At 31.4% G+C, this 24,411-nt stretch carries 22 protein-coding genes; 6 read left to right on the forward strand and 16 right to left on the reverse strand.

Annotated features, from left to right (window positions below; translation table 11 throughout):
• Window positions 1-108: 108 nt before the first annotated feature.
• Window positions 109-732, forward strand: a complete 624-nt coding sequence (locus tag ATO12_RS08480) for a class I SAM-dependent methyltransferase (RefSeq protein WP_034241370.1) — start codon at window positions 109-111, stop codon at window positions 730-732.
• Window positions 733-793: 61 nt separating this feature from the next.
• Here ATO12_RS08480 and ATO12_RS08485 read toward each other — a convergent pair whose 3' ends face one another.
• Window positions 794-1,543: a LytR/AlgR family response regulator transcription factor gene (locus ATO12_RS08485; RefSeq protein WP_034241215.1), complete on the reverse strand. Its 750-nt coding sequence runs from the start codon at window positions 1,541-1,543 to the stop codon at window positions 794-796.
• 164 nt (window positions 1,544-1,707) lie between these two features.
• Between ATO12_RS08485 and ATO12_RS08490 the strand changes: the two genes are divergently transcribed.
• Window positions 1,708-3,510 (forward strand): histidine kinase, encoded by a 1,803-nt coding sequence (locus tag ATO12_RS08490; RefSeq protein WP_165583352.1) that lies wholly within the window; start codon window positions 1,708-1,710, stop codon window positions 3,508-3,510.
• Window positions 3,511-3,638: 128 nt separating this feature from the next.
• On the forward strand, window positions 3,639-3,797 hold the full coding sequence (locus ATO12_RS26005; protein WP_160170078.1) for a class I lanthipeptide: 159 nt from the start codon (window positions 3,639-3,641) through the stop codon (window positions 3,795-3,797).
• Window positions 3,798-3,893: 96 nt separating this feature from the next.
• On the opposite strand, the gene ATO12_RS08500 is transcribed toward ATO12_RS26005, so the two are convergent.
• Genes ATO12_RS08500 through ATO12_RS08510 form a run of 3 tightly spaced genes read right to left on the reverse strand, consistent with a single transcriptional unit; the run spans window position 3,894 to window position 6,747 of the window.
• Window positions 3,894-4,151, reverse strand: coding sequence for a hypothetical protein (locus ATO12_RS08500; protein ID WP_034241220.1), 258 nt, complete (start codon window positions 4,149-4,151; stop codon window positions 3,894-3,896).
• Window positions 4,152-4,167: 16 nt separating this feature from the next.
• Window positions 4,168-4,446, reverse strand: a complete 279-nt coding sequence (locus ATO12_RS08505) for a DUF1360 domain-containing protein (RefSeq protein ID WP_034241221.1) — start codon at window positions 4,444-4,446, stop codon at window positions 4,168-4,170.
• A 3-nt stretch (window positions 4,447-4,449) separates the two neighbouring features.
• Window positions 4,450-6,747: a hypothetical protein gene (locus tag ATO12_RS08510; protein ID WP_034241223.1), complete on the reverse strand. Its 2,298-nt coding sequence runs from the start codon at window positions 6,745-6,747 to the stop codon at window positions 4,450-4,452.
• A gap of 617 nt (window positions 6,748-7,364) precedes the next feature.
• Between ATO12_RS08510 and ATO12_RS08515 the strand changes: the two genes are divergently transcribed.
• The gene (locus tag ATO12_RS08515) at window positions 7,365-8,309 is read left to right on the forward strand and encodes a tryptophan 2,3-dioxygenase family protein (protein ID WP_034241225.1); all 945 of its coding nucleotides are present in this window, start codon (window positions 7,365-7,367) and stop codon (window positions 8,307-8,309) included.
• A gap of 109 nt (window positions 8,310-8,418) precedes the next feature.
• On the forward strand, window positions 8,419-9,738 hold the full coding sequence (locus tag ATO12_RS08520; RefSeq protein WP_051575693.1) for a hypothetical protein: 1,320 nt from the start codon (window positions 8,419-8,421) through the stop codon (window positions 9,736-9,738).
• A 125-nt stretch (window positions 9,739-9,863) separates the two neighbouring features.
• Here the strand turns inward: ATO12_RS08520 and ATO12_RS25795 are convergent, their stop codons facing one another.
• The gene (locus ATO12_RS25795; RefSeq protein ID WP_131248796.1) at window positions 9,864-10,091 is read right to left on the reverse strand and encodes a hypothetical protein; all 228 of its coding nucleotides are present in this window, start codon (window positions 10,089-10,091) and stop codon (window positions 9,864-9,866) included.
• Window positions 10,092-10,360: 269 nt separating this feature from the next.
• Between ATO12_RS25795 and ATO12_RS08525 the strand changes: the two genes are divergently transcribed.
• The gene (locus tag ATO12_RS08525; protein WP_165583353.1) at window positions 10,361-11,227 is read left to right on the forward strand and encodes a zinc-dependent peptidase; all 867 of its coding nucleotides are present in this window, start codon (window positions 10,361-10,363) and stop codon (window positions 11,225-11,227) included.
• A gap of 32 nt (window positions 11,228-11,259) precedes the next feature.
• On the opposite strand, the gene ATO12_RS08530 is transcribed toward ATO12_RS08525, so the two are convergent.
• From ATO12_RS08530 to rpsO, 11 genes are all read right to left on the reverse strand, one after another.
• Complete coding sequence (locus ATO12_RS08530) at window positions 11,260-12,225, reverse strand: YpdA family putative bacillithiol disulfide reductase (RefSeq protein WP_034241228.1); 966 nt, start codon at window positions 12,223-12,225, stop codon at window positions 11,260-11,262.
• A gap of 147 nt (window positions 12,226-12,372) precedes the next feature.
• On the reverse strand, window positions 12,373-14,142 hold the full coding sequence (locus tag ATO12_RS08535; RefSeq protein WP_034241230.1) for an FG-GAP-like repeat-containing protein: 1,770 nt from the start codon (window positions 14,140-14,142) through the stop codon (window positions 12,373-12,375).
• Between the two features lie 120 nt (window positions 14,143-14,262).
• Window positions 14,263-15,393, reverse strand: coding sequence for an AraC family transcriptional regulator (locus ATO12_RS08540; protein ID WP_034241232.1), 1,131 nt, complete (start codon window positions 15,391-15,393; stop codon window positions 14,263-14,265).
• A 10-nt stretch (window positions 15,394-15,403) separates the two neighbouring features.
• Window positions 15,404-16,066, reverse strand: coding sequence for a ribulose-phosphate 3-epimerase (gene rpe / locus ATO12_RS08545; protein WP_034241233.1), 663 nt, complete (start codon window positions 16,064-16,066; stop codon window positions 15,404-15,406).
• A gap of 271 nt (window positions 16,067-16,337) precedes the next feature.
• Complete coding sequence (locus ATO12_RS08550) at window positions 16,338-16,745, reverse strand: BLUF domain-containing protein (RefSeq protein WP_051575694.1); 408 nt, start codon at window positions 16,743-16,745, stop codon at window positions 16,338-16,340.
• A gap of 250 nt (window positions 16,746-16,995) precedes the next feature.
• Window positions 16,996-17,859, reverse strand: coding sequence for a sigma-70 family RNA polymerase sigma factor (locus tag ATO12_RS08555; RefSeq protein ID WP_024772554.1), 864 nt, complete (start codon window positions 17,857-17,859; stop codon window positions 16,996-16,998).
• A 245-nt stretch (window positions 17,860-18,104) separates the two neighbouring features.
• A complete protein-coding gene (locus ATO12_RS08560) occupies window positions 18,105-19,586 on the reverse strand; it encodes a hypothetical protein (protein WP_034241236.1) in 1,482 nt (493 codons plus the stop codon).
• A complete protein-coding gene (locus ATO12_RS08565) occupies window positions 19,579-20,133 on the reverse strand; it encodes an RNA polymerase sigma factor (protein ID WP_034241238.1) in 555 nt (184 codons plus the stop codon). The genes ATO12_RS08560 and ATO12_RS08565 overlap by 8 nt, the downstream gene beginning before the upstream one ends.
• A gap of 271 nt (window positions 20,134-20,404) precedes the next feature.
• Window positions 20,405-21,463: a hypothetical protein gene (locus ATO12_RS08570; RefSeq protein ID WP_034241240.1), complete on the reverse strand. Its 1,059-nt coding sequence runs from the start codon at window positions 21,461-21,463 to the stop codon at window positions 20,405-20,407.
• A gap of 193 nt (window positions 21,464-21,656) precedes the next feature.
• Window positions 21,657-23,846, reverse strand: coding sequence for a polyribonucleotide nucleotidyltransferase (locus ATO12_RS08575; protein ID WP_034241242.1), 2,190 nt, complete (start codon window positions 23,844-23,846; stop codon window positions 21,657-21,659).
• A 215-nt stretch (window positions 23,847-24,061) separates the two neighbouring features.
• On the reverse strand, window positions 24,062-24,331 hold the full coding sequence (gene rpsO / locus ATO12_RS08580) for a 30S ribosomal protein S15 (protein WP_034241373.1): 270 nt from the start codon (window positions 24,329-24,331) through the stop codon (window positions 24,062-24,064).
• Window positions 24,332-24,411 lie beyond the last annotated feature (80 nt).

Raw genomic sequence — 24,411 nt, forward strand, 5'->3', positions numbered from 1 at the left:
TCCTATTAAATTGAAGTTCTATCCTATTCTTTGGATGATAACGAGGACTATTTTTGTACATAAATAATGAGTAGTAATTTATGTATAAGTAAATGTAAACCGAATCATATGAATCAGAAATGGGACAATAGATATAAAGATCAAGAATTTGCCTATGGTAAAGAACCTAATGTGTTTTTTAAAGAATGGCTTCAGAAATTTGAACCTGGATCTATATTGATGCCAGCAGATGGCGAAGGGCGTAACGGGGTATTTGCAGCAAAACTTGGATGGAAAGTAACTTCATTTGACCTAAGTATAGAAGGGCAATCAAAAGCAATACAACTAGCAAAAGAGAATCATGTAATTCTTGATTACGTTGTAGGAAACCTAGAACAACTTAAGTTTCAAAGAGAAACATTTGATACGATCGGACTTATATATGCTCATTTTTCTGCCGAAAAGAAGTCAGCATTTCACAAAAAATTAAACGACTATCTCAAAGAAGGTGGTATTATTATTTTAGAAGCTTTTAGCAAAAACCATATACCCCTTAGAAAGCTTAATCCTAAAGTTGGAGGCCCAAATGATATTGATATGTTGTACTCTAAAGAAGAAATAATAGCTGATTTTAAAAATTATGAAATCATAGTATTAAAGGAAGAAGAAATTCTATTAAATGAAGGTAAATATCATATAGGAAAAGGGTCGGTGATTAGATTTGTAGCAAGAAAATTGGCCAATACCGATTAGCGTTTATGATTAACTTAGGTCGTTTCTTGACCGGTATTTTTTTAACAATCTAATGTGTTTTTTATAGTGATAACTCATTTATCATATGTACTAATTTAGATTTATTTCTAGTAGAAATATTCACTTTGTCATTATTACTTAAAACGATAGTTTCTTTTTTATATATTGATGTGATGTGGTTTAGATTGATCAAATCGAATCTACTTGCTCTAAAAAAGTTTTTCTTTTCTAATAAATCACTATAATACCCTAGTGATTTAGAAGCCACAAGATTTCTTTTATCACTTAAATAGAAAAGAGTGTAATTTCCATCAGCGACACAACGAATAATATCAGCAAAATTAACAGCGATATGTTTATTGCCTACATGCAATAGAAATTTTTTTCCATTTTCATGAATCATTTCTTTTAACATTTCATATTTGTAAAACTCGAACATTCTCTGTTTAAGTGTGTTATATTTTTTAAATATAGCTAATAGTCGATTCGCATTTATAGGTTTAGTTAGAAAGTTTAATGCATAGTATTCTAAAGCTTTCTCGATAAATTCGCCATGTGCAGAAATAAAAATTACTTCGAAGCTTGGATTAGGAAAGGCATCCAAAATTGCAAATGCATTTCCATCTTTTAGTACAATATCCATTAAGACAATTTCTGGCTGAGTTTTATTAATTAAATCAATAGCATCAGCAATAGAGCATGAAAACCCTTCAATACTTACATCATTGTTTTCTTTGGTTAGAATTTTTTCGAGATATTTTACCGTATCAAGATCATCTTCTATAATTACAACCTTTACTTTTTTTTTCATTGCTTTGTTAGGAAATAAACCTTTATTAGGAATAAATGATTTCAAATTTAGCATCAAAAAAGATAGGTATAATATTTTTATTAAGCTTAGTCAGCTTTTCATTCAATGTATATACACAAAAAGAATACTCTTATAAAGAAATTTCTGAATATGGGATAAAACCGTTGAATAGAGAAAATTTGATCGTTTTCAAAAAGATTCTTTTAGATAACGAACTAACATATGGGTGGACTAAATACAATGCGTATTACAGTTATTATATGCTGAAAGAACAAAAACGCGATTCTGCCATCTTTTATGCTAATAAGGCTATTACTACCTATGAAACAGTAAAAGATAAGTATCCTAAAGAAGAAGCTAATCTTATTAACGCATATTTTGCAAAAGGAAGATCATATGCAGAGAATAAGGATTACCAAAATTCTACGATTGCTCTACTTAAGTGTTTAGAAATTGAAAAAAGATATCCTTCAAAAGCAAGAGGTTACATTTTTACCGGAATAGCAAATAATCATTTAGCGATAGGAAACGATAGTTTAGCACTAAATTTTTATAAAAGAGCATTAAAAGATTCATTTTATATTTCTACTCCGAGATCTTTAATTACAGCACTTACAAGGGTTGGAGCACTGTATGATTATGATTTTTTAAATGAAATTGATTCTGCCAAATATTATACTCAAAAAGCAATTAAGCGTTCTATTGCCTTAGATTATAAAAACAATCTCTCTACTTTATATGGAAATTTAGGAAGTCTTTATAAACGAGAAAATAAAATAGATTCTACTATTATATATTACACCAAAGCACACGAAATCCTAAAACAACATAAACCAATTACTAAAGAAGGAGCATTAAAAACATCTCTTTATGATATCGCAAATTATAGTTACGTAAAAATTTATTCAGGCAAACTTGACGACGCTATTATAGATTTGCAAAGCGTTTTAGATAGCTTAAGTAAGTTCTCTGAATATAACAAAGATGATAAAGGACTTTTCCTTTCGGTATATGAAAACATGACTCTTGCATATCAAAATAAGAAGGATTATGTTAAATCTAATGCAGTTCTAAAAAAGAAAGAAGAATTCTTAAACCAGTTTCATAAACAGCAATTAAAGCAAGAATTAGAAAAATTACAAGTTCAATATGAAACTAAAAAAAGGAAATCTGAAATTCAACGATTAAAAATACTTACGGCTGACCAAAAGACAATTCAAAAACAGCGAAATATTATATTCTATAGTATTATTGCGATGATGCTAATTTTCTTGATTGGTATTGTCTTTTATTTTTATCAAAAGAAACTCAATGATAAATATAAAAAAGTCGTTCTGCAGCAACAATTATTAAGAACACAAATGAATCCTCATTTCATTTTTAATGCGCTTAATAAGATTGTTATATTGAATGAAGACCAGCCTGATAAGGTGCAGAATTATGTTTTGGGGTTATCTAAACTAATAAGGCTTACGCTTGAAAACTCTAGAGAAGAATATGTTCCTTTAGAAAAAGAAGTAGGAGCATTAGAGCATTATTTGATATTACAGTCTAATTTCTCAACAAGTTTTATGTATTCTATTGAAATGGATCCAGAAATAGAATCAGAATTTTACCATATTCCTCCAATGATAATACAACCATTTGTAGAGAATGCCATTATTCATGGAATCGCAGAAAAAAAAGAAAAAGGAATCGTAAAAGTAATTTTTGAAACGAATACAGAAAACACAATAATCTGTAAGGTGATCGACAATGGAATCGGTTATTCTCATCAATTTAAAAAAAATATTTCCAGTCTAAAAGATCATACTTCATTATCAGAAAAAATTGTACGAGAGCGATTGGCTATTTATAATAAAAAATTTAAATCCGATGCTTCTTTAGAAATTAAGGATTTAAAAGACGAAACTAACGATTGCATAGGTTCTGTTGTAAAAATAGTACTTCCTTTTTATAGTATTTAGAAGCTTTCACATGGTGTTGATTAACGCTTAGATAAAAAACAACTTCGCTTATGTATTTGTCCTTCGAAAAAAACTTTATTAATGATTTCTTTATGATCGTATTATTCTTAAATCTAAAAGTAAATATCATGAAGAAACAAAAATTAACATCAAAATTAACATTGTCAAAACAAGTGATCACTAAATTGCAATCTAGTAGCATAAGAGGAGGAGGTACCCAAATTTGTAGTAACACTAACGCGGGATATGGTTGCCCTCAAAGACAAACAAAGTTTTGCGACGCTTGATATCAAAAGCATAGAAAATAATGTTAAGCATTACTTTTTATAGAACAAAGGGATGATCTTTTTGATTATCCCTTTGTTTTTGTAATAGGTTTAATTCTAAGCAATGTTTTCTAAAAGAGGCTCGGCCATGGCTGCAGATACATCTCTCGTATCTATAGTAATAATATGCCCATAGTATTTAAAATGATATCGAGTATGAGTCAATACACCTCTATACAACCATGAGGTGTTTCCTGTATATCTAAATTTTGTATTTATATTTTTCAGGAGTGGTAAAGATGATTTTTCTTTTGACTCTTTTTTAGAGTTGAACTCTTTAGTTAGTTCTAAACGTTTTTGTGAACAACACGACATAATTTTCTTTTTTTAATTACTGTTTTGATGTTGCTTGCTCTAACAAACAAGCAAACCCTGATAATGCAAACCAAAGCAAGAGTATTTGGTTCCAACTCTCTCCTTTCCAAATTGCAAAAGGTAAGCTTATCCATATGCTAAGACAATAAAAACAATCTAATAGAGATCCAAAAAATCCTTGCCCTAACCATTTTCTGATTGTAATTATGATATCAAAGGGGCCATCTTCGGCACTACATAAATGTGTAATTCTCCAGATGCACAGCCCCTTCAAAATAAATATAAACCAATCCATTGATTATGGAGTTGGCAGGTTTATACGTTCCATCAGAATACTTCTGTGAGCTTGATATAAGCTACTAAGCCCGCTGTTATACCCGTTAGTAATTCGTTTACGAGCAGTAAGATGAAAAGAAAGACGAGTAAAATATTCATTAGCTTTTATCCATCCTCCTTCTGTTAATGCTGGTTGTATCCCCACATTGATTAACCCGGCATCCGAAAACTCCTGAAGAGTTCCGCTATATCCGGGACAGGCATGTGGTTGGTTCCCCGATGCATTTCCCGAAGACAATATAGTATCTCCAGAAACCGTATCAGATAGAGGAGGGTTAGGGGTATTAACTCGTAACCCTATCATAGGACCAGGACATCTGCTCATTGTTAGCGCATAAGAATCAACAAATCCATATGGATCATTCGCTCTAAAATTAAAATTGATTTCGGTATTAAGTTCGTAGTCTTCTAAACGATACAATCCGCAACCTGCATTTACAATTGAAGTATCTGCAAAGGTTAGAGCAGAAAAATCAAAGTTTAATGGTTTGTTATGTATATATAAAGCAATCATATCTGTAGCATTGGCTACTGGATTACCATTACCGTCATAACCATCTACACGTACATAGAATGTTCCTGGTTTAGTTTCGCCTTGTACCTTGTCATATATGCTAGTCCTAAGCTGCATGTATCGACCAATTTTATCTGGTATCCAGTCAATATGATCGACATTCATTTCTCTCTGAATATTCCTGTAAGCTGGTACGCTCACAGCGGGACCACCATCAACTTTTAGCAATTGACTATAAAATGGTCCGACATCATCTCCGTTATAATTCGGTAAATTACGTTTAGAATAGCGAGGGTGCTTGTAATTTTGACTAACAAATACCCAAGGAATAGTTCCCGAACGTTTTATACGAATGGTATACCATTTTATTTTATTTTGCGCAGCTGTTTTGCTCACATCATACATACAACCAGTCATATCTATAGTGCCTCCCCAGGCTGCACAATCTACTTTGAAACCTGCCAGGCTACTATTTACCGAAATTTTTCCACTTGGCTCTAAGTCATTGTTAAAACCATTACGATGTAGTTGAGAAGGAAAAAAAGAAGCGGTTGTATTTTGATTTCCCCCTATAAAAACATTCCCTAAACTGCCAATCAAGTTTCCGTTAAAACATGCAGACGAAGGTTGTATTTGCGATTTAGGTAAACAAAGGTTTATCCGTTTTTTGTTTGGAATGTTATAATAAGGAGCACTTTCATATAAAACAGTATTAGGAGCAAGGCTGGTAACTTTTACAATTACATCTGGATACGCAACTACATTAATGTTTTCGCCCGGAGCTTGATCACTAGAATCCTCGATCCCTGGAAAACTCATATCGAATGAGAACCTAAAAATATAGTTTCCATTCATGTCGGTAATTGTATCTCCTAACAATCTTCTGTTCCCCTCTCCTGTATATGCATCTCCAGCTAGCTCTGCTGCTGTACGGTCGTATTCCTCAAAAGTTAATGTGATATTATTTGCGGGTTCTGTATTACATCTAAAATATAACCCTTCAATAGCCTTTACTAATCGTAGATCTCTTACTCTTGAAGCATCAGCCAGAGAAACTTCTCGTTTCCTAGAACTGATAAGCTTATAGTTTGCAGCAGCAAATTCTGAAGCTTTTTCTTTCTTCTTGCTTACCAAATCAGGATTCTCTAACCTTCGGTATAGTAATTCGGTTTTTGGCTTGGTAGCCTGTCCTTCTAAATCAATTACGATAGGTTTAAAAGGAGCAGGATCTGGTGGAATTGGACCTATATCCTCTGGAATTCTCTCTGGATATAATTTTTCTATATACCTTTTGATTTTAGAATTCTTAAGGGCTTCTAGTAAACCAACATAGGTGTCAATTACAAAAGGTCCTCTCCAACATGGATTGAATAGACATCTTCCGCTATACATAGAAACATGACCATAAATAAGAAAATCATTAATGTTTACTGGTGTAGAACATTCGAGCACCAGGTCGTTAAAATCAGAATCACCTCCGGCATCATTAGATAGAATTTCGAAAGAGTGATTGCCTCCTGTGGTTTTTGGAAATTTAATTTTGGTATCAGACTGTTGATATCCTTCTCCCGGATCGTTTTGTATGGCAATTGCCCATTGATCACCTGTTACATTAACTGTAGTTCCCACAGTTCCCGAGTGAGTTCCGTTTCCGGTATCCGCCCCGATGACGATAAATCTTTGAGGATAAGAAGCAGATTTTGCTTTTACCTTAACATTCCAATCCCCCTGCATTGAAATAATCATAATATACTTTTTTTAGTTAATATGGATTAATGAAGATTATAAAAATAAAATAGAAGGTGATAGGGTTCAAGGTGTATAAGTCCCTTAATGAAAGGTGTTTATACTGTGTTTTTTTAGTGTTAATACCCCAGTTTTAGTGAGTGATAAAACGGTGGAAATTATGCGTTTGGAGTTTTGTCTATATCGTAAAGAAATACTACTTTATGAAAAATGTCATTAATATTTATTACTAACTTTGTAGAGAGTTATTGATCACTTTATTACCTTTGATTGTTTCCTAGAAAATAATTATTGTTATCAATACGACGAGTATAGTTTCCTGAAACCTGTTTTTTTAAGGGCAGGATTCATAAAAATACGATACAATGAGTAAGGCTAAAAATTCTATATATAATCAGTCTATCTACCTATTACTTAATGTTGCAAATTACATTAATATAAAATCTCCTTTTTCATAATAATTTTAATTTGATTACTAATGTATTACCTGCTATTTGAGTTTTTCATAACAATACTCATTTGGCATAATTATCCTATCTCGAATGATTTTGTTAAACATCATAAAAACAGAATTATATCGAGGCCGTATTTAAATCCATATTAAACAAATCAACATTATGAATAGAGAAGAACTATTAAAAGCTATAGACAAAAAGTATAAAGCAATGGGGCAGGACCCCGATGTACATCTATCTGGCTTATTGCACACAGAACCTATGAAGTATTGGGATTTTATACAGGTAGATGCCTTATTAGGATTACAAACCCAACGAACACAATTACCCGATGAGATGGTGTTTATCATGTACCATCAAATTAATGAATTATTGTTTAAAATGATCCTTTGGGAAATGAGTCAAATTTCTCATACCGAAAATATAGAACCTAAAAAATTCGAAATGCATCTTATGCGTGTAAGTCGATATTTTGATATGCTTTCAAACTCATTTGATATTATGGGTGAGGGGATGGAAATTGATCAATATATGAAGTTTAGAGATACGCTAACACCTGCGAGCGGGTTTCAATCTGCGCAATATCGTAAAATAGAGATCGCTTCTACAGAACTCATTAATCTAATCGATTTTAGATTCAGGAAAACCATAGACAGAAACACTCCTTATGCATATGCTTTTGATAATATGTACTGGCAGGCAGCAGGCACAGATCATAAAACGGGTAAGAAGAGTAAATTGATGATCAATTTTGAAACGAAGTATAAAAAAGAATTGATCGAATGGATGAAAGAATACAATACGGTTAATTTATGGACTAAATTTAAAGAGCTTCCTGAAGAATACCAGCACAATACAGAGTTGATTAATGCTATGCGCCATTATGATCATACGGTAAACATTAATTGGGTGATGCACCATTATGATGCCGCAGCAAAATATTTGGATCATGGAAAAGAAAATGTAGAAGCAACCGGGGGTAGTGATTGGCATAAGTATATGCATCCAAGATATCAAAGACGTATATTTTTTCCAGAATTATGGAGCGAGGAAGAACTAGAAAACTGGGGAATTAACAATCTTAAAGGATACAGGGAAATTATGTGATATAGTTTTAGTTTGTGTGCCTATTTTGATGTTATAGAAATTACCGGAATTTAAATTAATTTATTGATATTTGTGATCTTTTTAACAAGTTAAAAATATTAAAATTTCGATGAGAAAAAATATTCTATATACCCTAATAATCTCTGCATTTGTATTGAGTTGTAATAAAGATGATGATTCAGAACGAAGTCCAGAAGAAAAAGAAGAAGTCATAGTTTTTGCAGATACTAATTTTAAAAGGGCACTAGTAAATGATAAAGTAATAGATGTAAATGAAGATTTTACTCTTGATGTCGATGCTGATATTAATAATGATGGAGAGATACAGTTGAGTGAAGCAAAACAAGTACAGTTTTTAGATGTTTCTAATAAAGGAATAACTTCATTACAAGATTTAAAGTATTTTATTAATCTAAATATATTAATGTGTACTTCTAATCAATTAACTCGTTTGGACTTAAGTAAAAACCCAAGACTTAGAATTTTAAATTGTTCTTTTAATCAAATATCGAGTATAGATATTAGCCTTAATGAAAATCTTGCTATATTGAATGTAAATAATAATAAGTTAACCTCTATAGATATTAATAATAACCTTAATCTCTCAACACTTTTATGTTCTTATAATTCAATTACCAGTTTGGATATTAGTAAGAACTCAAATATTTTCCATTTGTCATGTACTTCGAACCAATTAACTAATTTGGATGTTAGTAATAACAATAAGCTTGAGATGATATATTGTGACGAAAATCAAATAACAGACTTAGATGTTAGCAATAATTTTGAACTTAATACTTTAAATGTAAATTCTAATCGATTGACTACTCTTGATATTAGTAAAAATGTAAATCTTATAACTTTATCTTGTGACAAAAACCAATTAACCAGTATAGATATTACTAATAACTCGAAGCTGACGTCATTTTACTGTGAAGAGAATCAACTTACTAATCTTGATATTAGTAAAAATCCTGATCTATTAACACTATATTGCGGAAATAATGACTTAACTGAATTAGATGTTAGTATTCACTCTAAACTTACAACGTTAGCACTCGAAATTAATAAGTTGACTCAACTTGATATTAGTAATAATAAAAATCTTGTGAATTTATGGTGTGGGTATAATGATTTGACTGATCTTGATGTTAGTAATCAACCTGACCTTCAATTCCTGCGTTGTAGTGATAATCCATTGACGGATTTAGATCTTAGCAACAATTCTAAACTTATGTCCTTAGTTTGTATTTCTAGTGGGTTAAGTAGATTGAATATTCAAAATAATAATAATAGTAATTTGGAATCTGTTTTAGCAAGAGGAAACAATAATCTAACTTGTATTCAAGTAGATAATGTAGCTTTTGCTGAAGAAAATTCGAAATGGGAAATTGATGATACCGCTACCTATAGTGTTAACTGTAATTAGTAATTAGGATAAGGTAGTGAATATTATTGTGGAGTCACCAATCTTAAAGGATATGAGAAAATTTCATAACCTCATTCTACCTATATGTAATTTTGATATAATGTCTAGTTTCTTAAAAACAGAGCTTAATTGGTATTAAGTTCTTGAAGTTCTCTTTCGGTAGCTTTTAGGAGTTTTTTTAATTTTCTTTTTGTAAATCTGCAATTAGAGTTTGATATATCTTCTGTTGTACGATACATTAGAGATTCGCAATATTTAATTCGATTAGCAACGGGGAGTTTTGAAATAACGTTTTTATAAAGCTGATCTAAATTCGTTAGTGAGTCTGGGGGATTCCTCTTAAATGAAAACATTCTTGGCTGTAATTTTAGTCATATTAGGGCTGTCGGTTTTAAAAATTGGGGACCAACTGTCAAAGAGTATCAAATTTCATTCCCAAGTTTATGCAGAATAGTTAAATTTTTAATAAGAGTAAGTTTATTGATGTTTAACCGTATTTGCCATAAAAATATAAGAAACTGGTAGTGCGTAAAATAAGGTTGATTATGTTAAATTGTTATTTTAATACCATTTTTGCTTCTAAAACGTTATTTTTAGTAACCTTAACCTACATTGTCCTTTTTTGAATCTTTATATAGTATCTTTATTATTGGTTGAAGAAGAACCTTCTAACACGTTACTCCAAAACATACTTGGGGTGTTTGTTACTGTTGGGATTGTTTCGATATGTATATATTATGTTTTACGATATTTAGAATCAATTTATGTAAAGTATAATAAAAAGCCCTATTTTATTCACCTTTATTTTACTCTAAAAAAATTACCACTTCATTTACAAGCATTCCTGGATGCGAATGATTTTTATGCTTCTCTGGATAAAAAAAGAAAACGATATTTTGCACATAGAACCGTTAGATTTTTAGAAAATACCCGTTTTGTAGGTAGAGAAGGGTTGGTTGTCGATGATTTTATGCGTATGCAAGTAACTATTATGGTTACACAGCTTACTTTTGGAATGCGCCATTATCTGTTAGAATATTTAAACACCATAGTTTTATATCCAACATCATTCTATTCGATTTTAAACAAAACAGAAAACATAGGAGAGTTTAATCCTATATCTAAGGCGTTAGCTTTGTCCTGGAAAGATTTTCAGAAAGGAAATTTACATCTGGACAAAGGAAAAAGTTTGGGGGTTCATGAAATAACACATGCTATTCATTATAACTCTATAAAAAACAATAATATTAGTTGTGAAATTTTTTATGACACTTTTTTATTGTTAGAAAAGTATCTGGGTGCCGAAGAAATAAGGAAAAAGATAGTAGAATCTAAGATATTGAGAGATTATGCATATACCGATAAATTCGAATTTATTGCAGTTTTGGTTGAGGTTTTTATGGAATCGCCCAAGGAGTTAAAAAAGCAATTCCCCGAGATATACTATTATGTAGTACAGATGTTTAATTTTAGATATTTTGAGGATTAATTAATCAATATTGGCAATTGGTTTTTTTGTTGCTATTTTCCTTCGGTAATAGATTTTAATATTGTTTTGGCATGGATTCTTGAGTTTTCGATAAACCAGACATGAGTGTCCATACCACCACATATTACACCAGCTAAATAGAGGTTTTTGATATTAGTTTCCATGGTTTGTTCGTTATATTGAGGATATAACTTGGTATCGTTAGAGAGTTGGATTCCTATTTTTTGTAGAAACTCGAAATTTGGTTTATAACCCGTTAGTGCCAATACCCAGTCATTTGGAATGCTAAATTCCCCCTGTGGAGTCTGGAAATCGATCTTTTTGGGTAATATTTCTTTTATAGTAACATTGTAAAAGGCTTTGATACTCCCTTCTTCAATACGATTTATGATATCGGGTCTTACCCAATATTTTACACGTTTTCCAATTTCTGGTCCACGAACCAGCATTGTCACCTCTGCTCCTTTTCTATAACACTCTAAGGCTGCGTCTACTGCAGAGTTACTCGCACCAATAACAGCTAGTTTTTGTTTAGCAAAAAAATGAGGATCTTTATAATAATGAGAAACTTTATCTAAATTTTCTCCCGGAACATCCATAGTATTAGGAAGGTCATAAAATCCGGTAGCAATAATTACATAAGTAGAAGTATATTGTTCTTTATCGGTTTTGATATGAAAAACACCTTGTTTTTTATGTACTGCATTAACTTTCTCAAATAGATTAATATGTAGTTGGTTAGAAGTTACAATCCTACGGTAGTATTCAAGAGCTTCATTGCGTTTTGGTTTGGCTTCATTGCTAATAAATGGGATATTATCAATTTCAAGTTTTTCCGAGGACGAGAAAAACTGCATATTAAGCGGGTAGTTGTATAAGGAATTAGTGATAACTCCTTTTTCAATAATACAATAATCCAGTCCTTTTTTCTTTGCTTCGAGGCCACAGGCTATACCAATAGGTCCGCCGCCAACAATTATCAAATCTACATGCTTCATTAAAAAATCATATTGATAAAGTTCTAACTTTAATTTTAGAGGGATATCTTATTTTACTCTTGTAAAACTAGTGATTTTTGTAATCTCTAATGCAAAAAAGATGGGGTTCTGTTATGTGCCCCACCTTTTGTAAGTAGTGTTTAACTACTATTTAATAACTAACTTTTTCGTAACTGTTTTTTTCCCTAGTATAATGTTCAAAAAATAATTTCCTGGCAATAAAGAAGCAGTGTTTAGTATAATTTCCTGGTTGGTATTAAAATTAGTTTCCGAAATTTTTAACCCTGAGGCATCAAGTACTTTTACTATAATTGGAGTATTTGTTTCTATAGTATCAATTTTGACTTTCACTATGTTTTTAGAAGGGTTTGGATATACGATTACTTTAGGATTATTGTCGTTTATCTTTTTTATAGGTGGATCAATTGGTTTTTTTTTACCTTCTTCTATGGTGTAAAATTTATTTACTCTTAGTTTTGTATATGTATCAACATTTCCTGATGGCCAATAGATGGTTAATTTATCGATTTTTGGTGCTTTACCCAATCCAAAGTGAACTCGTAAGCTATTATGACCCATAAATGTATTTGAAGCAGAGACCTCTCTTTTTAGAGTAACTAATTTTCCTTTGATTTTGGTCGTTAACTCTAATCGAGCACCTAGTGCGGCTTTATTTGAAGGATTACCAATGAGTTTAATATTTACAAAATGATTTTTTACTGCTAAGTCATTTCTGAAAAGCCCTTTTACACCTTGACCAACAACAAAGAAATCTAAATCACCATCATTATCGTAATCTCCAATAGTTGCTCCGGTAGAATTCCCAGAGGTAGCTGTATTAATAAGATTAGTATTTTTTTCGGTAAAAGTACCATCTCCATTATTAACAAAATACCCACTACCCATTGCACTAGAAGCTGTAATGATAACATCTAAATCACCATCATTATCAAAATCTCCCCAGGCATTGGCTAAGTTTTGATTGTTACCAGTGGTAAATGGGGTATTGGTACTTTGATATGTACCAGAATTATTAATATAAAATTTGTTTTCGACTCCAGAATAATTGGTAAGGCAAATATCGAGATCACCATCATTATCATAATCTATTGCATTATAGCATTGTCCATCTTGTGGATCTTCTGCAAATGAGAGATCGGTATTCGTTAATTTTACAAATCCTTCGCTTCCGGTTTCAACTTGCAGATTTTTAAATAAAAAATCGTGTTTGATTCCTGTAGGACCAGCGGCAGGACCACTGGCAATAAATAGATCTGTATCTCCATCTTCATCATAATCAGTCCAATTAGATACAGTGTAAGCTGCTTTTTCTGTAAGAAAATCGTAGGGTTCTGTTACTTCGGTAAAAGTCCCATCACTATTTCCTCGATATAAACGATTAGGAAATCGATTTGTTCCAAGAAATAAGTCGGCAAAGGTTAAAATAAAATCAACATAGCTATCATTATTATAATCGCACCATTGTACACTCCAGGTTGCAGAATTAATCGTGTTTAAAATTGTATTCGTTTCTGTAAATTGGCCGTTACCGTCGTTAGCATAAATTCTGGTTTGTAAGGTAGACGGTGCGGTAAACCGTGAATAGATTAGATCCAGATCTCCATCATTTTCATAGTCTGCCCAGCTACAACTGTTAAGTGATGTGGCAGTGGGGATTATTGTACTACCTTCTGCAATTTTAAAATTTCCATTTCCAAGATTTTTGTAAATGGTCCCGGCATAAAATAGATCTAGATTACTATCATTATCAATATCTGCCCATCCTGTACCAAAATAGGTTCCTCGAATAGCCGAGTCAGATACTATAGGATTAATACTGTCTTTGATAAGTGTAAACTTTTGCGCAAAAGAGGTAATCGTAAAACTGTAAAAAATGAATAAGAATAAAGTTCTCATAAGCTCAAGATTTTTAAGAGTTATAAGATTAAAGTTCATTAAAACAGGAAGGGAATAGGTTTAGAATTATAATTTTTAACCTTTTTTATTAGTTACATCATATTCGAACTATAAGTGGTTTTAATTATTCTGAACTTCTAATTTTTTTCTCTTATATTCAGACGGAGTACAATTAAACTTATTTTTGAAAGCCGTATTAAAAGTAGCTTTGTTATTAAACCCAACATCAAAATAAATGGTTTTAATACTGGCTTCAGAATTTTCTAGAAGTAATTTTTTAGCTTCTTCTAATCTATATTCATTTATAAATTGATTGAAATTCTTCTTAGACTTTTCGTTTATAAGCTTAGAAAGTATGTGACTAGAAAAACCAATATTATCTGCTAATTGTACTAGACGTAAATCATTATTTAAATATGGTTTATTTGTTTTAATATATGATAATAACATATCGTAAAACTCATCTTTGGTAGATTCAGTTAATTCCTGATGATTTTCTTCTTTCAAAAATAGATTAGATAATAATTCTCCATTAAAGATAGAAGGTTCTTTGTATACCATATAACCAATGCCATAGATAGCTATAGACATTGAGAAAGAAATTGCATAATCCCAATGAATGTTGAAAAAAGAGAATTTAACCAATACATAATAACTCATATAGGCAATAATAAAGACTAAGAATAAATTGATAAGGAAAGTAGACCATTTTTTTCTGATTACTTCATATTGAGAATTTTTATCACTTTTATGAAAGGTAATAAAATCTTTTATGATGATGATATAAATTATTAGTGATAAAGCTACCAACCAGGGAGATCGAATCGACCAAAAAAGATAAAAAAGAAAATCGTCTTCATGTTCTTTAAGGTTTTGAAAACCTTCTGATGCAATAAGATAGTATCCATTAATAATAAAGGATAGAATTGCTGGGGCAAAGTGATACCATCGTATTTTGAAATTTTTACTGTAAAATCTTGTAATATAAATGTACAGAAGGGGCCCAAATGCAAGATACCAGCTAGAGTCAAAAAAATAAAAATAAGGATATACAGACCCATAATTAGTCCAGAAAAAGACGTATTGAAGTAGAATAAAAGAAAAACCTAAAATAAGTAAAATAACAGGAAGGTTATTGATCCTTCCTGTTTTACGAATACTTAAAATAATACTTAAGAAGAATCCTAGTGAGCTTACGATTAGGAAAATTGATGTCCATGTATCAAAAGACGGAATAGGATTCTGTTCCATTTTGTATTGACTAAGTGTTTATGATCTCTTTTAATTCTTTAATGGTTTGATTAGGATTAGTACTTTTAAAAACAAAACTTCCGGCAACTAATACATCTGCTCCGGCATCTATAAGTTGTTTTGCATTTTTATTAGTTACTCCTCCATCAATCTCAATTAATGTACTTGCATTATTTCTTACAATAATTTCGCGAAGTTGTTTTACCTTTTTATACGTATTTTCGATAAAGGATTGACCACCAAATCCGGGGTTTACACTCATTATGCATACCAGATCTATATCATTAATAACATCTTCTAGTAAACTTACATTGGTATGCGGATTTATAGCAACACCTGCTTTCATTCCTTCGGCTTTAATTGCTTGCAATGTTCTATGAAGATGTGTACAAGCTTCATAATGTACAGTAAGAATATTACTTCCCAGGTCTGCAAAAGTTTTAATATATCGATCTGGATCAACAATCATAAGGTGTACATCAATTGTCTTGGTCGCATGTTTTACGATATCACGCAAAACAGGCATCCCAAAAGAAATGTTGGGAACAAAAACGCCGTCCATAATATCGATATGAAACCAGTCTGCGTCACTATTATTAATCATTTCTACATCACGTTGCAAATTAGCAAAATCTGCAGCTAATACTGAAGGGGCTATACGTTTTGAAGCCATAAATCTATCTTGTTTCCCGCAAAAGTACTATTTAATATATTTATCCTTTGAATTTACTATAATAAAATATTCTTTTTTCGCTACTGTTTCAGAAAAAGAATAAACGGGTATCTCTTCGTATACTTGATATCTAATTTGACCGAGTATAAACTTTCCTTGTTTAATAGTGTAAACACAGGAATGCTCTTTTTTAAATAAACTTGAGGCGATAAATAGTATAGATTAGGTAATTAGAGAAAGCTATATTTTGAAAGCTTATGATCATCTATTATTAATTGAATTTCATAAATTTTTGAGCTAGATATGAGATGCTTTTATAATGCTCTGGATTATGTTCTTCTTCTTTTTTTAAGAATTGATGCAATTCACTTTGATTGTAATGATCAGATATCACGGTAAACGAAGAGCGGGATTCTGAGAAAGAAGAACTTATAATTTCTTTATCCAGCATCTTAATGATATTATGGTGTCGATAATCTTTTCGTATTTTTTCGAACATCATTTTAACGGTTTGCTCTTCACCTTCTAGAATTTGAAAAAAATTTCCTTCAGAATATATCAATATCCCCATAAGACCAATTGCGTTATTATTAAGCCTAACATAATCCATAAGCGCTGTCATATCAGAATTTGATATGTTTGGATTTACGGTGCTAACATAACTTATTATATATCTCATGATGAATAATATATTAAGAGGGGGGTAGCTACTTAAATATACGAATTTCGAGATACTTTTGCTAGAATATTGGGGGTTCTGTTGGGAGAATTTGTAATATTTATGTATAAAAATGGTTTTTTTATGGGTTCCCGTAAAGTTTTTACGGATTACCGTAAGAAAAAACCTCCGGTAATCAGCCGGAGGTCATTCATCAATCAAAAAACGAACAGTTATGTTATAAAACTGTTTGTAACCGCAATTTAGGAATTTATCCTAAATAAGTCTTTAATATTTTACTTCTAGATGTATGTTTTAATCTTCGAATTGCTTTTTCTTTGATTTGACGTACACGTTCACGTGTAAGATCAAAAGTTTCTCCAATTTCTTCAAGAGTCATTGGATGTTGATCTCCAAGACCAAAATATAAGCGTATTACATCTGCTTCTCTGGGAGTAAGTGTTTCTAAAGCACGCTCTATTTCTGTACGAAGAGACTCATGTAATAGTGTTCTATCAGGATTTGGTGATTCTCCAGAATTTAATACATCATAAAGATTAGAATCTTCTCCTTCAACAAGTGGAGCATCCATACTTACATGACGTCCAGAATTTTTCATCGATTCTTTAACATCATTGATAGTCATATCTAATTCTTTTGCAATTTCTTCGGCACTTGGTGGGCGCTCATGCGATTGCTCTAAGAAAGCATATGTTTTATTGATCTTATTGATCGAACCAATTTTATTTAATGGTAAACGAACAATACGAGATTGCTCTGCTAATGCCTGTAGAATAGATTGACGAATCCACCATACAGCATAGGATATAAACTTAAATCCACGAGTTTCGTCAAAACGTTTTGCAGCTTTAATTAATCCAAGATTACCTTCATTAATTAAATCAGGAAGAGTAAGTCCTTGATTTTGATATTGTTTTGCAACCGAAACTACGAATCTAAGGTTAGCCTTTGTTAGTTTTTCAAGAGCTCTCTCATCACCAGCTTTTATACGCTGAGCTAATTCCACCTCTTCATCTGCAGTAATAAGGTCTACTTTTCCTATCTCTTGCAAATACTTATCTAGCGATGCAGTCTCACGATTTGTTACCTGCTTCGTAATTTTAAGTTGTCTCATCTATAGTTCTCCTTGAAATTTAATTTTGTGAATACTTAGGGCCTTTTACCTATTATACGTAATATGTTATAGAAATGTTACAAAAAGGTTGTTTTTTTATAAGAGATATTCTCCTGATTTTATTGTTAGCTCCTATTAATAAAGGCTGTAAGGCGAGTTAGTTATTTTTTAAGAAATTTGTCTTTTTTTTTAAAGACTCAAAAAAAAGACAAATTTCTTAAAGAATGCAGCAGTACTAACATGGCTTAAAACTCATAAGAAACCCCTGTTTGAATTGTAAAATATAAAGGTCGGTAACTTTCAGAATTTTCACTTGCATTTTTTAATTGATATTTTAATAAAGGCTCGACATTAAAAAATATCTTTTTTGATAGCTTATATCGAAGATTTGCTCCAATATTAATGCTGAAATTTGTTTTCAGAATATTAGTATTGCTTCCTAATTTAAAATTATCAGAAATGGTATGTATTTTAATATTGTTTTCATCAAGAAATAAAAAACCTAATTCTCCTATTAGTGCTGTGCTAATTTGATTCTCTAAGATTTGATATTGTAATCCAAATAAAACCTCATTATAAATAGTCTTTTGTATTAGATCTATCTTTTCAGAATTTTCTATACTAGTGTTAGTAGGTAAGATTATTCCCAAATCATTAAGTATAATAGGTAATTGATTAGTAGGAACATTTTTTATTCTGTTGCTTAATTTTAATCGATTAAGTCCAACCCTTAGCGCTATTTTTTCTGTGTAATATGTTTTAAAGAGAACCCCATAACTTAAACTTATTCTACCACGATTTGTGTTTCTTGAGAGATGATCGCTTATCAAAGATCCATTAGGAGCTATTGTATATGTTGGAGTGACATGTACTCCGATACTAAATTTCTGAAATGGTTTTTTCTTTATTGGAGTCATATATACTAATGTATCCTTGTTTTTACGATTATTGATAGATGTGTTCTTTTTGGACGCTATTAAAGTCTTTAGGGAATCGTCTTTATTTTCTTTAAGATTTTCGTTTTTAGACGCTCTGTTGTGACTATTGTTTAAAATTTTATCCGATTTATTTTTTATTTGATTTGTAATTGAAGTTGAGGATATTGATGTCCTTTTATTTGTAAGATTAGTTTTTGTATTAGAATTAGCAGAGTTTCGGATGTTTTTTATTTCTTCATCATCTTTATTAGTACCGTTTTTTATCTTGGGTGCTTGCTTACCTGTTTTATGAGTAGAAAGAGGTATTTTGCTGGTTATTCTAAAACTAGAATTCGAAACGTTTTTATTTGATGACAAACCAATACCATTATTAGTTTTATTTTCTAATATAGACCAATTATTTTCTGTTGTACTTTTGTAGATATCATCGATGTCAGATTTTGATTTGGACGATACTGGTACTGTTGTAATAATTTCATTACCGGGTAATTGCAATTTGCTGTTTTTTGAATCTATTTCGTCACATTTTTCTAGAGTTACTGGGGTTTTTATTGTAATATTGGTTGGGTTTTCTGTGATGATATTACCATTATATGTATCGGCTGCAAAAAATATTAATAATAAGAGAAATATAACCACACCTACTACTTTTGTCCAGTAAAAAAGCGTATCATCTTCTTTTTTGGGCAGTTTAGGTTCTATATCTTCCCAGGATAAATTACTAGGTGATTGATCAAAACCTTTAAGTTTTTCTTTAAAAGCTTTTCCTATGTCTTTTGGGTCAGCCATTACTTATTGCAATTTTTTTTAAACAATTGTTATTAGATGTTATTTTGGTTTTCAATATAACTTTTGCTCTATGTAGGTTCGATTTTGAAGTTCCTTCAGAAATATGTAGCATTTTGGCTATTTCTTTATGAGAGTATTCATCGAGTTCATATAAATTAAAGACCAATCTATATCTATCTGGTAATTCTTGTATGTATTTTAGTAATTCATCTAATGAAAGGTTTAGTGTTTCAGTATCAATTTTAGTATCTGCGATATTCTCTTTGTTTATGTTTATATCAGTAAAAGGTGTTTTTTTGTATTTATCGATAGCTTTATTAATCGTTATTCTTTTCATCCATCCTTCAAAAGAACCCTTAAAATTATATTGATTTATCTTTTTAAAAATTGTAATAAAAGAGTCTTGTAAATTATCTTCTGCCTCATTATAATTTTTGCAATACTTTAGACTCAAAGCAAAAAGTGTGTCCCTGTAAAGGTGAAATAATTCACTTTGTGCTTTCCGATTATTTTTTTGGCACTTTTTAATTAGTTTTCTTGTGTCCAATTGGTTTTAAGCTTAATAAAGACTATGTTTAGAAATCTGAAATGTTTTTTCATAAACAAAAAAGAATTCGATTTTCATCTTCAATTTTCATTATGCGATACTTAAAAATAACACATAAATTATCACTGGTTTACCCTTTTAGACTGAATTGTTTTAAATGGTTGCGTAAATGGGATGAAAAAAATATAATTAATCACAAGAAAATACTTTTATGTTATAGCTTAGAAGCAATCTTTCCTTTTTATTAAGGAAAGATTGCTAAAAATAATAATTAACTCTCATCATTATTATCGCAGGCTTCAGCAAATAAAACTATTCTAATTATTTTAGATTCGTTGGTATCTGTGTTTTTGATGTTAACAAAAACTAATTGGGGATTAGTTCTGTTTAGATAGGTAGATGAATCTAAAATATTTATTTCTTGTTCTGCATGTTCATAGGTTTGATAAAATGATAATGTTAATAAAGAAGTATCTATATTTTCCTGAAAAGAAAGAATGCAGTCTTTGTAGTCATTAAAAATAAAATTGGCGGTATCTTCAAAATTTTTCAATTCACATTCTTTAAATTCTACATAATCACATGAGTTTTCGACATTGCATTGTCTTTTGATGATGTATGTATCGGTTTCATTAGATATCTCTACAGTTTCATCATCTATTATCAAGGCTTTCCAATCAAAATTCCAATCTTTGGCCGTTTTAGAATCTCCTTCAAGATGGATATTAATATGTAGTTTGCCTTCAAGGAAAAAGGATACCCACGAGGTTCTATACGCATTACCTTTATCGTAAAAAATACCGGTTCCGTCATCATAAAAATCTAATAACGTGTCATTATAATTTTGATTATCGGTTAATGAAGTGATTTTCCAAACGCAGTTTTTCTCTAATATTCTATTGCAATAGATGATAATCTCTGATTCGATACAAGTTTCGATAGTTTTTTTTAATTCGGTATTGTCCTGTATGCTAAACGAACTGCCATCTTCTAGAATGGTAGTTATAGGATAACTTAGTCCTATTGCGGCATTGCTTCCTTCTGACTCTTCCAAAAGTCCTACAAAATCAATATTATCATAGACTATTCTACTATCTACAATTTCAGAATCTTCATTAAAAAGATATATATTAAAAGGATAAACAAAAGTGATACAGATCGGTTGATCATCTTCATTCTTATTTTCAGAAATATTTTTTAATGAGTTAAATAACTCTGAATCTGTTTCTATTTTTTGGATATTATCCGGAAATAAGTCAAAGGATTCATTATGGCAGGAAACCATTAAAATTAGTAAGGAACTAAGCAGTAGGGTTTTAAACGTTGTCATGATTACAATTATTTAAAGTCTTTGTCTAATAGACTAGTAGTCTTTAAATGGTTGCGTAACATTAACTAATTTATCCCAATGTCAATAATAAAAGTATATGGAAGGGTGGTGTGCTAAGAGTTTAATATGTGCCTGAATGAAATAAAAAACGCCTTCAAGAATTTTGAAGGCGTTTTTAAATAGTATAGAAAAATTAATTTTCTTTTTTATCTCTATGAGGCTTTCGATTATTACCTTTTGATTTATCACCTTCAGGTCTTGGAGGTCTTGGCAATAATGCTTTTCTAGATACTTTTTCTTTACGAGTTCTAGAATCAATTCCAAAATATTTTACATCAAAAATATCACCCATGTTTACAACATCGCTAACATTTTCTGTACGTTCCCATGCCAATTCTGAAACGTGAAGTAAAACTTCGTTACCAGGAGCTTCCATATATTCTACAACAGCACCAAAATCTAGCATTTTAATTACTTTCACTTCATATACACTACCCACTACAGGCTTAAAAGTAATAGCATCGATTTTTGCTAATACAGCATCAATCCCTTCCTGACTCGTGCCGAGAATCTCTACATTTCCTTCTTCGGTAACAGGATCTTCGTTAATAACAATGGTAGTTCCTGTTTCCTTTTGTAATTCCTGAATTACCTTACCTCCAGGACCAATTAAGGCACCAATATAGTCCCCAGGAATTGTTCTGGTTACCATTTTTGGAGCATGTGCTTTTACATCGGTGTTTGGTGTTGCAATAGTATCTGTTAATTTTCCTAGAATATGGATACGACCATCGGCTGCTTGCTTTAATGCATTTACCAAAATTTCATAAGAAAGACCTTTTACTTTAATGTCCATTTGGCAAGCCGTTATACCATCGGCAGTACCTGTAACTTTAAAGTCCATATCTCCCAAATGATCTTCATCACCTAAGATATCAGATAAAACAGCATATTTTCCTGTTTCGCTATCAGAAATTAATCCCATAGCAATACCAGAAACTGGTTTTGTTAATTGTACACCGGCATCCATTAATGCCATAGTACCTGAACAAACCGTTGCCATAGAAGAAGAACCATTAGATTCTAATACTTCTGATACTACACGCACAGTATATGGGCAATCAGCAGGGATCATTCCTTTCAAAGCACGTTGTGCCAGATTACCATGTCCTATTTCTCTACGAGAAGTACCTCTAATTGGCCTCGCTTCACCAGTAGAGAAAGGAGGGAAGTTATAGTGCAGGTAAAAAGTTTCTTCTCCTTCATAAGATGGCATATCAATTTGATTAGCTTCTCTAGAAGTTCCCAAAGTTACAGTTGCTAATGCCTGTGTTTCTCCTCTTGTAAAAATTGCTGAACCGTGAGTAGAAGGTAAATAATCCACCTCACACCAGATTGGTCTAATCTCATCAGTTTTACGACCATCTAAACGTAATCCTTCGTTTAAGGTTAAATCACGAACCGCAGCTTTTTCTGCTTTGGCATAATATTTAGATACTAAATCTCCGAAATCTTCTAATTCTTCTTCAGAAAATGTAGCTACTATTTCTTCTTTTATTTCAGAAAAAGCCAAACCACGTTCCTTTTTAGACGACCCTGCTTTTGCAACGGCATATACTTTATCGTATGCCATATCGTGGATTTTCTTTGCTAAATCTTCATCTTCTCTTTCTGGATCGTACTCTCTCGTCTCTTTTTTACCAAAGGCTTCTGCCAATTTAAGCTGAGCTGCACATTGTACTTTGATCGCTTCATGTGCAAATTTAATTGCTTCAACCATTTCCTCTTCAGAGATTTCATCCATCTCTCCTTCTACCATCATTACAGACTCTGCAGATGCACCAATTACCATATCTATATCAGATTCATCTAATTGTGCTCTGGTTGGATTAATGATAAACTCACCATTTATTCTTCCTATACGAACTTCTGAAATAGCACATTCAAAAGGAAAATCAGATAACTGTATTGCTGCAGATGCCGCTAATCCTGCCATGGCATCTGGCATTACATCTTCATCATGTGACATTAACTGAATCATCACTTGAGTTTCTGCGTGATAATCTTTTGGGAATAGTGGTCGTAATACACGATCTACTAATCTCATAGTTAGTACTTCGCCATCACTTGGTCTTGCTTCTCTTTTGAAGAAACCACCAGGATAACGACCAGACGCTGCAAATTTCTCTCTATAATCTACCGTTAATGGTAAAAAATCTACGTCACTTTGTTTGTAATTAGAGACAACCGTACATAATAACATACATTTGCCAGATTGCACAACAACAGAGCCATGAGCCTGTTTTGCTAATTTTCCGGTTTCGATAGAAATTTCTCTACCATCACCTAGGTCAATGACCTCTCTATAAACTTTTGGAATCATAATTTTTTTTGATTCTAACGTATCAGTATTATCATACAGATAATCCTGATATGTAATTAAACATTGGTTTCCGTCTTACTCGGACGGACAAGGTTGTGTTGTTGTAGTAATTGCGCGACCAATGAAAAACTAAGGCATGCATTTATACTCTAGTGAAGTACAAATGTTTTTTAATTATTTAATATAAAAAAAGAGGCACGCAGCCTCTTTTTTTGTTACTTTCTTAATCCTAATTCTTTTACAATTGCACGATATCTCATGATATCTTTCTTCTTAAGGTAATCAAGTAGATCTCTACGTTTACCTACCAGTTTCACCAAAGAACGCTCTGTGTTGAAATCTTTACGATTCTTTTTTAAGTGCTCAGTAAGGTGAGTAATTCTGTGAGTAAATAATGCAATTTGACCTTCTGCAGAACCACTGTCATTCTTTCCTTTACCGTGCTTTGCGAAGATTTCTTCTTTAACTTCTTTTGTTAAATACATTCCAATATTATTTAAATGATTTTTATGTATCAATAGCTCTTTGCTATTAGCGTGCAAATATAATATTTTTTGGATTAGAA

Origin of the sequence: Aquimarina atlantica (assembly GCF_000626715.1) — a bacterium.
GTDB lineage: Bacteria > Bacteroidota > Bacteroidia > Flavobacteriales > Flavobacteriaceae > Aquimarina > Aquimarina atlantica.